Here is a 12,714-nt window from a genome sequence, read left to right on the forward strand (position 1 = left end):
TCACACCGTCCTGATGCGCGGGTTGACCAGCAGATAGAGCAGGTCGACGACGACGTTGACGACCAGGAAGGCGAGCGCGATCATCAGGACGGTCCCCTGCACCAGGGCCACATCGCCGCCGGTGACGCCCTCCAGGATGAGCTTGCCCATGCCGGGAAGGTCGAAGATCGTCTCGATGACGACGGCGCCGCTGAGCAGGTAACCGACCTTGACGCCCAGCACGGTGAGCGGGGTGACCAGCGCGTTGCGCAGCACGGACCGGATGACCAGCAGCCGTGGCAGGCCGTTGCCGGTGGCCGTGCGGACGTAGTCGCGGTCGAGTTCGGTGACCATCGAGGTGCGGATGAGCCGGGCGAGCGAGGCCGCGACCGGGACCGCGAGCGAGACCGCCGGGAGCGTCATGCAGCGCAGCCAACCGGTGAAGGAGTCACCGGGGTTGACGTATCCGCCGGTCGGGAAGAGCGAACTGTCCAGGGCGAACCGCTGGATCAGCAGCACGCCCAGCCAGAAGGAGGGCACCGCGACACCGGCCATCGACACCACGCGGAAGACGTGGTCGGGCCAGCGGTCCCGGTACACCGCGCCGACCACGCCGAGCGCGACGGCGAGGACGATCGCGATCAGCAGCCCCAGCAGCGTCAGTTGCAAGGTGAGCGGGAAGGCGACGGTGATCCGGTCGACCACCGGCTGGCTCGGCGGCACGGTCACGCCGAGGTCGCCGTGCAGCAACTGGTTCAGAAAGTGCGCGTAGCGGACGGGCAGCGGGTCGTCGAGCCCGTTGGCGTGCGCGAACGCCGCGCGGGCGGCGGCCGTCGAGTTCTCCCCCAGGGCGTTGTAGGCGGGGTCCACGGGAGAGAACTGGAGCACGACGAAGACCAGCAAGGTGATGCCGAGGATCATCACCGGCATGATCGCCACGCGGCGCAGCGCGAGCCGAAGGAAAGCGAACATCGGGCGTTCCTAGCAGTAGGTCCTGGACGACTGGCGGGTCCGGGACCCGCGCGGGGAGCGCGGGCGGCTCGTACGCGGGAGGTACGAGCCGCTCACGCACCGGGCGCGCGGGCCCCGGTCCTGGCGGCTCACGCCGGGGACACGCCGAGGAACGACAGACCGGTGGTGGGCACGGGGCTGAAGCCGGCCAGCGCGTGCCCGTCCCACGCGGTCGGGAGCTTGCGGTGCAGGATCGGGTAGAGCGGCGCCTGCTCGGCGACGATGTCGGTGACCTGGGACCACAGCTTCGTACGGGTCGCGTCGTCGGTGGTGCGGGCGGCCTGGTCGAGCAGCGAGACGACCTGCTTGCCCTGGGCGGTGCCCGACCAGCGGTAGCGGGTCTCGGGCCAGGTCCCGACGTAGAACCAGCGCATCAGCAGGTCGACGTCGTTGCCGAACACCGAGGGGTCGCCCGGGGCGACGAGGAGGTCGAAGTCGCCGGTGTCGATCTTCGCGTACTGGGCGGAGGACTGGCCGATGCTGAGCGTGGTCCTGACGCCGACGGCGTCCCAGCTCTCCTTGACCAGCGGGGCGATGTCCTGCACCCAGGAGGTGTCGGTGGTCAGGACGGTCACCTTCAGGTCGCTGACGCCCGCGGCCTGGAGCAGCGCCTTGGCCTTGGCGGGGTCGTGGCCGTAGACCGTGGCGGCCTTGACGTAGTCGGGGTGGCTGGGCTGGAGGTAGCCGCTGGCCGGGGTGGCCTGGCCCGACATGGCGGTGGCGATGATCTTGTCGGTGTCCAGCGCGTAGTGCAGGGCCTGGCGCACCCGCTGGTCGTCGAACGGCTTCTTCGCGCAGTTGAACATCAGGAAGAGGTTGCCGAAGGACGCGGCCGACTCGACGGTGACCTTGCGCTTGAGGCCGGCCATGTCGATGTACGGCACGTCCTCGATGGCCGCGACCCGGCCGGACTGCACGGCGCTGACCCGCGCGGAGGCGTCCGAGAGCAGATTCCAGGTCATCGCCTCGGCCTTGGCCGGGTAGCGCCCGTTGTACCGCGCGTACTTCTTGAAGACGATCTTGTCCTCGCGGGTGGCCGACACCAGCGCGTACGGTCCGGAGCCGACCGGCTTCGCGTCAAAGCCCTTCTCGTCGGCCTGGACGATCTTCTCCGGCACGATCTTGACGACGGATATGCGGGAGGGGAAGAGCGCGAAGGGGTACTTCAGCGCGAACTCGACCGTGTGGGCGTCCACCGCCCGCGCGGAGCGCAGGAAGGGCAGGAACTGCGCCATCAGCGAGGCGTTCTTCGGGTCGAGGATGCGCTCGAAGCTGAAGACCACGTCATCGGCGGTGACCGGGGAGCCGTCGTGGAAGGTGGCCCCGTCGCGCAGGGTGGCGCGGTACGTCGTCGGGCCGACCTGGACGGGCAGCGCCGTGGCGAGGGCGGGGCGGGCGGTGAGCGAGACCGGGTTGAGGTCCACCAGACCCTCGAAGATGTGCCAGTTGGCCGCGACCGGGGTGGCGCCGGAGGAGGTCATCGGGTCGAAGCCGGTGGACAGGGCGTACGAGATCCCCGCCGTGATGGTGGCGCCGCCGGTCCCGCCGCCGGTCCCCTTGCTGGACCCGGAGTCGGGGGCGTTGGTCGAGGAGGGTCCGCCGCACGCGGCGAGGGTGCCGGTGAAGGCGGCGGCAGCGCCGACCGCGCCGGTGTACCGCAGGAATGCGCGGCGATCGACTCTGGCGGGTGTCCGTCGAGAAGACACGGGGAACCTCCGGGCAGGGGTGAGCAGGAATGAGGTGGACGGTGGAGACGGGCGAAGCGGAAGCCGGTCGCGGGGCCCGGCGGACTGCGGACCGGCCGTCGCGTGCCCGGCCGGTCGTGCGGCCGTCGCGTGCCCGGCCAGCGGTACGGCCGTCGTATGCCCGGCCGGTGGTGCGGCCGTCGCGTGCCCGGCCAGCGGTACGGCCGTCGTATGCCCGGCCAGCGGTGTGTGCCCGGCCGGGCCGCCGCGGACGCCGGGAGGGCGGTTCCGCGGGCGGGAGTGGGGCGCGGGCGGCCAGAGTATGCCGGTGGGACGACCACTCTGTGCAACATCAGACATAAGATGTCTGATGGCTGATAGGGTTGGACCGTAGTCGTTGGAACGAGAGGGGTCAAGAGGTGGACGGAACTCGCGATGCGGGCAACGGACGGGGTCGTCGCCTGCTGATGCACGAGGTCAGCGAGGGCATCAAACGTTACATCCTGGACAATGGGCTCCGTCCGGGGGACGTCCTGCCCACCGAGAACGAGCTGTGCGAGGCCCTGGACGCCAGCCGCTCCAGCGTCCGCGAGGCCGTGAAGACCCTCGACGTCCTCGACATCGTGGAGGTGCGCCGGGGGCACGGCACCTACGTCGGCCGCCTCGGACTGTCCGCGCTCGTGGAAAGCCTCACGTTCCGTGGCATGCTCGACCGCGACGACGACATGCAGCTCATGCTGGAGCTGGCCGACATGCGCGAGCTGTTCGAGCGCGGCATGGCCGACCGCATCGTGGCCGCGCTCGACTCCGCCGACCTGGACGCCCTCGCCGCGCTGGTGGACGACATGAACGCGTCCGGCAGCGGCGACGGGACCGGTTTCGTCGAGGCCGACCGGGCCTTCCACGCCCTTCTGGTCGCGCCGCTCGGCAACGAACTGATCGGCCAGCTCTCCGCGGCGTTCTGGGACGTCTACATCGTCGTGGCCCCGCAGCTCACCGGCATCAGCAGGGCGGAGGAGGTGGAGACCGTCCACCACCACCACCGGATCGTGGAGGCCGCGCGCGACCGGGACGCGGCGGCCTTCGCCGCGGCCGTCTCCGACCACTACGCGCCGGTCCGGCGGCGGATCGCCGAGGCGCGGGCGGCGGCGGAGGGGAAGGCGGGGACGCCGGAGGCACGGGAGCGTGCGGTCATCGCGCCGAGGCGGCGCTCCGGATCTTGACGGGGTCGGACCGCGGCCCTAGGGTCCCTCGACAGCAGACATCTGATGTCGTTCGTCAGGTGTCATACCTGAGGTACGTCCTGTCGAGCGCGGTGTCCGCCGCGAGCTGAGGAGTCCCCTGTGCCGCCGCCGTTGCCGCCCGCCTCCCCCGAAGTGCCCGTGCCGTCCGTGGCACCCGTGCTGTCCGTGGCATCCGTGCCGTCCGTACCGGTCGTGCCGCCCGTGTCTCCGTACGCCCGATCAGCGCGGAGGGGTTCGACCCGGAGGGGAGCGGCGCGGAGGGGAGCGGCGCGGAGGGGTTCGACCCGGAGGGGATCGGCCCGGAGGGGAGCGGCGCGGGCGGTCCGCCGGACGCTGCTCCCCCTGACGGTCGTCGTCGCGGCGGCGGCCGCACCGCTGGCCACGGCGACGCCCGGGTACCCGGCCACCCCGGGTGCCCAGACCGCCGTCGTCAGCCAGGACTGCGTCAGCAGCCGTATACGGGTCGCCCTCGGCAATCCGACCGCCGCGAGCACCACCTTCACCGTGACGTGGCCGGGGAACGGCACCTGGACGCCGGCCGTCGCGGCGGGCGACCGCTCGGACCTGTTCTTCACCAAGGCGAGCGGCACGGCGTACTCCTTCCGCGTCACCACGCCCCAGGGCCTGGACACGACCCTGTCCGGCACGCTGAACTGCGACGGAGCCCTGGGCTCCCAGGTCGGCATGGACTGCCCGCGCGCCGCCGACGGTTCACCGCCCGCCACTCACGCCCTGCGCGTGACGCTGGTCAACCGCTCCCCCGTCCAGCAGACCTTCACCGTCGCCTGGCCCGGCCGCGGCGGCTCCCCCTGGACCAGGACCGTCGCCGCCGGAGCCTCGGACGACTCGCTGTACTGGACGGTCGCCAACGGCACGCCGTACACGTTCACCACGACCACGCCGACCGGCTACAGCCGTACCGAATCCGGCACCGCCACCTGCGGACTGGCCTCCGGCACACCGGGGTTGAACGCCCAGACGCTGTTCAGCCCGGCCACGCCCATCAGCGGCCTCAACCGGCTCTCGGCGGACGGCAGCACGTACGAGACGTACACCGGCACCGCCGCCTCCGTACGCATCCCGGCCATGGCCGTCACCAGGAGCGGCACCGTCATCGCCATGGCCGACGCGCGGGTCGACAGCAGCGCCGACCTCGGCGGCGCGAGCAACAACATCCAAGTCGCCCTGCGCCGCAGCTCCGACGGCGGCGCCACCTGGACCGCGCCCGCCGTCGTCGCCCACGCGCCCACCACGCACGAGGGATACGGGGACAGCAGCCTGCTCGTCGACCGGTCCGTCGGCGCGAACGGCAAGGTGTTCGCCTTCATCAACTACTCGCCGGCGCCCGGCATCGGCTACTACGGTTCCGCGGCCGGCTCCAACTCCGCGACCGACACGACCGCGATGCACATCCGCTACATCGCCTCGACCAACAACGGCGCCACCTGGAGCGCCCCCGTCGACCTCAACCCCCAGGTCAAGAGCACCGGTTGGGCCGGGCTCTTCGCCTCCTCGGGCCACGGCACCCAACTGGCCAGCGGGCGGCTGGTGCAGCCCATCGTGTACCGCGAGAACGGCGTGGACCACGCGGGCGACATCTACTCCGACGACCACGGCGCCACCTGGCACGCGGGACCGGCGGCGGCGACCGGCGTCAACGAGAGCAAGGTCGTCCAGCGCGGCAACGGCAAGGTCGTCCAGAACCTCCGCTCCAACGCGGGCGGCAACCGCTGGTACGCCACCGCGGGCGACGCCTCCCCGGCCGGAGCGACCGACGTCGCCAGCGCGTTCGGCCCGGCCTGGAACTCCGGCCTGGTCGACCCCGGTTGCAACGCCGACGAGATCTCCTACCTCCAGCCCTCCCAACTCGGCGCGAACGGAGCCCCCACGACCACCTCGGTCGCGCTCCTCAGCAACAACGCCTCCACCGCCCGTTCCGAACTGACCGTCCGCGTCAGCCAGGACGACGGCGCCACCTGGCCCCACCAGGCGCTCATCAAGTCCAAGGCCGCCGGTTACTCCACCCTGGCCGTCCTCCAGGGCGGCTCGATCGCCGACCTCTACGAAATCGGCGACACGGGCGGCATCGTCTTCGCCGCCTTCACGCTGCCCTGGGTCCAACAGGCGCCCTGACCGCAGCCGTTGGGGTGAGCGCCCTCACCCGGGGGGTCATCCCGCCGCGCCCCGGCCCGGCGGCTTCCCCGCTCAGGGGAGGACGCCCGCCGGGGTGCGGACGGTACCGACGGTCCGGCGCAGGCGGGCGGCGTCCCGGCTGGGGGGCGCGCCGAACTGGCGACGGTACTCGCGGCTGAACTGCGAGGGGTTGTCGTAGCCGACGCGCTGCCCGACCCCCGTGACGTCGCCCGGGTGGGTGGTGAGCAGCAGCCGGGCCTCCTGGAGCCGGATCTGCTTCTGGAACTGGATCGGGCTCATCGCGGTCACCGCCTGGAAGTTGCGGTAGAAGGCGGACACGCTCATACCGGACTGCCGCGCCACGTCCTCGACGCGGAAGGGCTGCGCGTAGTGCTCGCGGATCCAGCGCACGGCGCGCGAGACATGGCTGAGGCTGCTGTCGGCCAGACCGAACTGCCGTACCGCCGCGCCCTGTTCCCCCGTGATCAGCCGCCACAGGATCTCGCGCTTGACGAGGGGCGCGAGGACGGCCCGGTCGTGCGGCTCGTCGAGCAGGCGCAGCAGCCGGACGACCGCGTCGAGCAGCGCGGGCGGCGCGTCGCTGACGACGATGCCCGACGGCGTACCGCCCCCGGTGCGGGGGGAGTTGCCGGGCCCGGCCTGGAGCAGCAGTTCGGCGACGGCGGACGGTTCGAGGACCAGGCCGAACCCCAACGCCGGTTCCTCGGCGTCGGCTTGGAGGAACTGTCCCGTGACCGGCAGATCCACGGACGCGATCAGGTACTGCCCGGCCCCGTACTCGAAGACCCGCTCCCCCAGGGCCAGGCGTTTGGCGCCCTGGGCGATGACCGCCAGGACCGTGCCGGACATCGAGGGGGCGGGCGGGTCGGGGCGGTCGACCTTCGAGACGAGGACGCCGTCGATGGCGGTGGTCCAGCCGGAGCGCGGCGCGTGCCGTGCCAGCAGGCCGCGCAGCTCGTCCAGGTGTTCTTCACGGCTCATACGTCCATTGCACCACCCCACCGCGCCCTGGCTCCCGTGGCCGCGAGGATCGTGCAAGTACGAGCGAGGAACGTTCTAACGTTTTCGCAGGTCAGAGCGGTTCAATGGAATCACCGCACTCCAACGGAGAGAAGAAGGATTCCATGAACGCGAACTATGGCTTCAACGCCACGCTGACCGCCAAGGCCGGAATGAGCGACCAGCTCGTCGAGCTGCTGCTGACCGGTCTGGACGAGGGCAGCCCCGGCGCGAGCGAGCACTGCGTCGTCTACCTCGTCTCCCGCTCCGCCTCCGACCCGGACGTCGTCCACGTCACCGAGGGCTGGACCAGCGAGGAGGACCACCACCGCGTCTTCGCCGGCGAGGCCGCGCAGGCCATCGTGGCGCGGATCGGCCCGCTGCTGGCCAAGGAGTCCGACTACACGGATTACGTGCCGGTGCGGGGCAAGGCCGCTTTCTGATCCGCCTGCTCCGACCTCCCATCCGCCGGCTCCCGCTTACCGGCTCATCCGTCGGCTCCCGCTTTCTGATGCGCCAGTCCGCCGCCACCACCCTCTCCACCTCTTGAGAAAGGCACCGCCCATGACCACGCCCCGCCCCGGCCTCGACCCCGAACTGCACGACCTGCTCGCCGACTTGCCGCTGATGTCCGGGCTCAGCCCGGAGGTGCTCGCGCAGGTCCGCCCCTTCTCCTCGGCGCCCGTCGAACCGCTCCTGGAAGGGCGCGCGATCGACCGCCGCGAGGTGACCGTCCCGAGCCGGGACGGCGAACCGATCGCGCTGTCGGTCTTCAGCCCCGCGGCCACCGGCGGCCGGGCCACCGCGGCGCCCTGCGTCTACTGGATGCACGGCGGCGGGATGGTCATGGGCGACCGCTTCTCCCAGATAGACATTCCGCTGGAGTGGCTCGACGCGTGCGGCGCCGTCGTGGTCACCGTCGAGTACCGGCTCGCGCCGGAGTCCGGCGGCACGATCCCCGTCGAGGACTGCTACCAGGGGCTGCTCTGGGTCGCCGAGCACGCGGCCGAGCTGGGGATCGACCCCGCCCGTATCGTCGTCGCGGGTGCCAGCGCGGGCGGCGGCCTCGCCGCGGGGGTGGCGCTGGCGGCCCGCGACCGGCAGGCCCCGGCCATCGCCGCCCAGGTGCTGATCGGCCCCATGCTCGACCACCGCAACACCACCGCCTCCAGCCGCCAGTACGCGAACGAACCCGGCGTATGGACCCGCGAGATGAACGAGTTCGGCTGGAGCTGCCTGCTCGGCGGCCTCGTCGGCGACGACGTACCCGCGTACGTATCGCCCGCCCTGGCCGACGACCTGTCGAATCTGCCGACCGCCTACATCGACACCGGTTCCGCCGAGGTCTTCCGCGACGAGGACACCGACTACGCCACCCGGATCTGGGCGGCCGGCGGCCAGGCCGAGCTCCACGTCTGGGCGGGCGGCTTCCACGGCTTCGACGCGCTGTACCCGCAGGCCCGTATCGCGGCCACCGCCCGCAGGACCCGCACCGACTGGCTCGCCCGCGTCCTGTCCGCGTAGGCCCACCCGGCCGGGTGATCCCGCCCGGTCACGTAATCCGGCCCGGTCACGTAAGCCGGCCCGGTCACGTAAGCCGGCCCGGTCACGTAAGCCCACCCGGCCGCGTAGGCCCACCCGGCCGCGTAGGCCCACCCGGTCACGTAAGCCCACCCCCATCTGGAGGACCACCATGAACGTCGCCATCGTCACCGGGGCCAGCTCCGGCATCGGACAGAGCGCCGCGATCGAGATCGCCAAACGCGGAACCGGCGTCATCCTGACCTACGCCAACAACCCGGCCGGCGGCCGGGAGACCGTCGCCGCCATCGAGAAGGCGGGCGGCACAGCCGTCGCCCTGCCCCTGGACGTCGGCGAGGCCGGCACCTTCACCGCCTTCCGCGACACCGTGGCCGCCGTACTGCACGACACCTGGCAGCGCGACACCTTCGACTCCCTGGTCAACAACGCCGGTCTCTCCCTCACCTCGCTGATCGAGGACACCACCGAGGAGACCTTCGACCGGCTCATGCGCGTCCTGCTCAAGGGTCCGTACTTCCTGACGCAGAAGCTGCTCCCCCTGATGGCCGACGGCGGCGCCATCGTCAACACGAGCAGCAACTCGACCGCGTCCGCCGGCCTCGAACCCGGCTACTCCGTCTACGCCTCGATGAAGGGCGGCCTCGACGTCCTGACCCGCTACATGGCCAAGGAATTCAGCCCGCGCGGCATCCGGGTCAACGCCGTCTCCCCCGGCTCCACCCGCACCCGCATCGCCAACGACGCCTTCACCCAGTTCCCCGAGGTCATCCCGGCCCTCGCCGCGAAGACCGCGCTCGGCCGCCTCGGCGAACCCGCCGACATCGGCCCCATGATCGCCGCCCTCACCTCCCCCGAGTCCCGCTGGGTCACCGCCCAGACCATCGAGGTCTCGGGCGGCTACAACCTCTAGCGCCTCTAGCACCTCTAGAACCTCTGGACCGGCCCCCTGGCGGCGGACCCGCTGCGCGAGCAGGCCGCCGTCCGGGTGGCGGCGGCACCCGCAGACGGGTGAGGACTGCGCACGTTCGGCCCAACGTGGCAATTTATCCTAGTTGTTGGAGATTGTCCGGCGTATTTTCAGCGGTGCCCATGCGTGTCATTGCACATCAGGAACAGGAGAAGTCCCTTGGCGACATTCGCTGCTCTTCCTTCCCTCCGAGGCCGCATCATCACCGGCGCCAGCGCGCTGACCACCGCCGTCGTACTCGGCACCACGCTGCTCGGCGCGACGGCCGCCCAGGCCGCCGCCCCGACCGCCACCCCGGCCCGCCCGTACGGCACGGTCGTCGCCGGTGACGGCGTGGTCCAGCGCCAGTTCCCGAGCACGGACTCGTCCGTCAAGGGCTCGCTGCGCTACCACCAGCAGGTCGGCCTGCGCTGCAAGGTCCGCGCCCAGAACATCGCGGGCAACGACGTCTGGTACCTGCTGCGCGACAACTCGAACTGGGTCTCGGCGAAGTACGTCGACAACACCGGCAACGTCTCCTACTGCAAGGACGTCCTGCGCAGCGACCTCTCCACCCTGAAGGCAATCCCCAAGGGCGCCAAGGGCTGACCCCCTCCCCCGCGCACGAGCCGGCCCGGAGTCGCCCAAGTCCCCACCCGCGACTCCGGGCCGGCCTCATTGCCGTGGCGCGGCACCGGGCCACCCGCTCGCACACGCCGACGGCCAACTGCATGCGAAAACCCAGTGGTGAATCGGCACGGCCCTCATCCACACTGCGCCGATGAGCGCCCCCCGCGGAGACGCGTCAGCGGGAGACGGCATGCATCAGGGCGTCGGTGTCGTGCGTGCCCAGCAGGACGAACACCGGGGTCCGGCTCAGGTCGGCGGCGTAGCCCGTCAGCTCGGCGGGTCCGTGGATCGTCCTCCGGTGCAGGACGTCGTACCACTGGCCCGGCGGGACATGGATGTCGCGCCGCGTCTGATCGGTGAGGACGGGCGCGGCCATCAGCGAGTCGCCGAGCAGCCACTGGTCGGCGATCGTGTAGGCCGCCTCATCCTGCGGGTAGTTGAAGAACAGCGGCTTCATGATCGGTTCCCCGGTGCGCACCGCCCGCTCGGCCTGCGACTCGATGTACGGCGCGAGGCGTTCGTGAGCCTGGACCGCGGCGACGTAGAGGTCGACCGTCTCCTGATCGTACTTCTGGCTGCCGTAGGCGTTGGACACTCCGAGCGGCGAGGTGGAGGAGTACATCAGCGGCATCAGCGACGCCGCCTGCGCCCACCGCACGAGCACCTGCTTGGCAGGCGGGGCCTTGCTGAGGGAACCGCCGATCATGTCCGTCTCGACGAAGGGGTAGCCGACGGTGCTGATCGAGAGGTTCTGCGCCACCGCCGCGCGCAGCGAGACCCAGCTTGTTCCCTTGTCGATCTGCCGGGTGACGAAGCCGTACCGCTGCGAGCCGGTCCAGTGGATCCGTACGCCGGCGCCTTGCAGGTCGAACTGGTCGCACAGTTCCGCGCCGAGCTTGAGGTAGTCGAGCGCGGTGTGACCGGGATACGGCGCACAGGTCTCGTCGTAGAAGCGGGTGTCGAATTTGAACCCGTCGACGCCGTAGTCCTGCCGCAGGCTCTGAAGGTTCCCGACATACCAGGCGCGGGCCTCGGGATTGGCGATGTCGACGATGCCGGCGGTGCCGTTCCACCACTTGACCAGGCCCGGTTCGGCCGGGTCGGTCCGCGATTTCAGGAGGTAGCCGTGGTCGGCGGCATAGGAGAAGTTGTCGGCGTCGGTGTTGATCCACAGCGTGACCCAGATCCCGAAGTCGTATCCCATCGCGTGGATCTCGTCGGACATCGCCTTCGGCGCCGGGAATTTGCTGTTGAAGGTGAAGTCGCCGTAATGGCTCATCCAGCCGTCGTCCATCTGGACCGTGTGCCCCGGCACTCCCGCGTCGTGCAGACTCCTGGCCCAGCCCAGCAGCGAGTCCTGTGAGACGGCGGAGTAGAACTGCGCCCACGAGTTCCACAACGGCTTGGCGTACTGCGCGCTCGACGCGTCGCTCTTGGCGGGCGTGCCGGTGATGCCGATGTAGTTCTCATAGACGTCTCTGGCGTTGCGTTCCACGAAGACGGTGGCGTCCATCGTGGAACTCTGGGTGAGCGTGTAGCCGAAGACACCCTGCTGCGCGTCGTTGATGGACACATCCATGACGTCTTCGGTGTTGACCCACAAGCCGGTGCCCCGCTGGGTGAACCAGAACGGCTCGGTGACCAGATACTCCGCGGGCGCCATCGTCTTGTCCCGGACCTTGCCGGAGTCCAACGGCCACGGCTGGTCGATGTACGGCGCACCGGTCGCGGTCACCGCCTCGCCCTGCCCGTACCAGTGACCGGCCGACTCGACCAGATAATGGCTCGCCACCTTGGTCGCGGCGACATGTCCCTGGACCGACCAGGTCATCCGGTACCGGTCAGCGGCCGGAGTGATCCGGTAGGTCACGGTGCTGCCGGGTACGGTGGTCGCCAGCGTCAGTACGAGCACACCGTCGCTCCACCGCGCGCTCGTCACGGACGTGGCGGTCGCCCACGCTCCCTGGGCCGTGCGGAAGACCGCGGGGCCGGACCCCGACGACGCGGACGAGCCCGCGTCGGTCTGCAACACCACCTTGCGATCGCGCAGTGTGGTGATCTGGAAGGGCGACTTGGTGACGACCACGGTGTAGCCCGGGGCCTTCGCCGCGGGCGACACAATGAGTCTGACGCTGTCGACGGTGTCCTCGAACCGCGTGGGCGCCGGGGCTCCGGTCGCACCGTTCCCCGGCTGCCCGGTCGCGCGCGACTCGCCACGAGCAGCCGACTGACCACTCGTCAAAAGCGCACCCGACACGCCGACCGCTCCGCCGACGGCGAGCAAACGCCTTCGAGGCATCCCTTGTTCAGCCATGGTGCTCCTCCTGGTGAGCAGCGTCGAGTCGCTGCATTGGATGGTGCGGCTGTCGAACGGACATGGCCTTCAGTATCCGATCCCAGGGCCGGGCGGGGCCCCGCTGAGACGGCCCGATCACTGCGCAGCGCAGGCTAGCCAGTCCCATTCGTGAGCACAATAGCTCGAAACATGGCCATATCGAGCAACGCGGCTCATTTTCCGCACCAG

Annotated in this window: 10 protein-coding genes; 6 read left to right on the plus strand and 4 right to left on the minus strand. The window is 70.6% G+C overall.

Annotated features, from left to right (window positions below):
- Positions 1-951, minus strand: a complete 951-nt coding sequence (locus ACZ37P_RS05910; protein ID WP_355336316.1) for an ABC transporter permease — start codon at positions 949-951, stop codon at positions 1-3.
- 128 nt (positions 952-1,079) lie between these two features.
- The gene (locus ACZ37P_RS05915) at positions 1,080-2,696 is read right to left on the minus strand and encodes an ABC transporter substrate-binding protein (RefSeq protein ID WP_467345049.1); all 1,617 of its coding nucleotides are present in this window, start codon (positions 2,694-2,696) and stop codon (positions 1,080-1,082) included.
- A 446-nt stretch (positions 2,697-3,142) separates the two neighbouring features.
- Between ACZ37P_RS05915 and ACZ37P_RS05920 the strand changes: the two genes are divergently transcribed.
- Together ACZ37P_RS05920 and ACZ37P_RS05925 are read left to right on the plus strand one after the other, a co-directional pair.
- Complete coding sequence (locus ACZ37P_RS05920; protein WP_355336437.1) at positions 3,143-3,898, plus strand: FadR/GntR family transcriptional regulator; 756 nt, start codon at positions 3,143-3,145, stop codon at positions 3,896-3,898.
- A 222-nt stretch (positions 3,899-4,120) separates the two neighbouring features.
- Entirely contained in the window at positions 4,121-6,052 is a 1,932-nt protein-coding gene (locus ACZ37P_RS05925) for an exo-alpha-sialidase (RefSeq protein ID WP_467345232.1), read from the plus strand.
- A 72-nt stretch (positions 6,053-6,124) separates the two neighbouring features.
- Here the strand turns inward: ACZ37P_RS05925 and ACZ37P_RS05930 are convergent, their stop codons facing one another.
- On the minus strand, positions 6,125-7,054 hold the full coding sequence (locus tag ACZ37P_RS05930; protein WP_467345051.1) for an AraC family transcriptional regulator: 930 nt from the start codon (positions 7,052-7,054) through the stop codon (positions 6,125-6,127).
- 143 nt (positions 7,055-7,197) lie between these two features.
- On the opposite strand from ACZ37P_RS05930, the gene ACZ37P_RS05935 reads away from it, so the two are divergent.
- The 4 genes from ACZ37P_RS05935 (at position 7,198) to ACZ37P_RS05950 (ending at position 10,169) form a co-directional block, all read left to right on the plus strand.
- Positions 7,198-7,515, plus strand: coding sequence for a putative quinol monooxygenase (locus ACZ37P_RS05935; RefSeq protein WP_355336309.1), 318 nt, complete (start codon positions 7,198-7,200; stop codon positions 7,513-7,515).
- A 121-nt stretch (positions 7,516-7,636) separates the two neighbouring features.
- Positions 7,637-8,596 (plus strand): alpha/beta hydrolase, encoded by a 960-nt coding sequence (locus tag ACZ37P_RS05940; RefSeq protein WP_467345054.1) that lies wholly within the window; start codon positions 7,637-7,639, stop codon positions 8,594-8,596.
- Between the two features lie 169 nt (positions 8,597-8,765).
- Positions 8,766-9,524, plus strand: coding sequence for an SDR family NAD(P)-dependent oxidoreductase (locus tag ACZ37P_RS05945; RefSeq protein ID WP_355336305.1), 759 nt, complete (start codon positions 8,766-8,768; stop codon positions 9,522-9,524).
- 216 nt (positions 9,525-9,740) lie between these two features.
- Positions 9,741-10,169, plus strand: a complete 429-nt coding sequence (locus ACZ37P_RS05950) for an SH3 domain-containing protein (RefSeq protein ID WP_355336303.1) — start codon at positions 9,741-9,743, stop codon at positions 10,167-10,169.
- A 196-nt stretch (positions 10,170-10,365) separates the two neighbouring features.
- On the opposite strand, the gene ACZ37P_RS05955 is transcribed toward ACZ37P_RS05950, so the two are convergent.
- Positions 10,366-12,504, minus strand: coding sequence for a glycoside hydrolase family 31 protein (locus ACZ37P_RS05955; protein WP_467345055.1), 2,139 nt, complete (start codon positions 12,502-12,504; stop codon positions 10,366-10,368).
- Between the last annotated feature and the right edge of the window lie 210 nt (positions 12,505-12,714).

The sequence above is a fragment of the Streptomyces sp. NPDC024632 genome, from assembly GCF_055559175.1.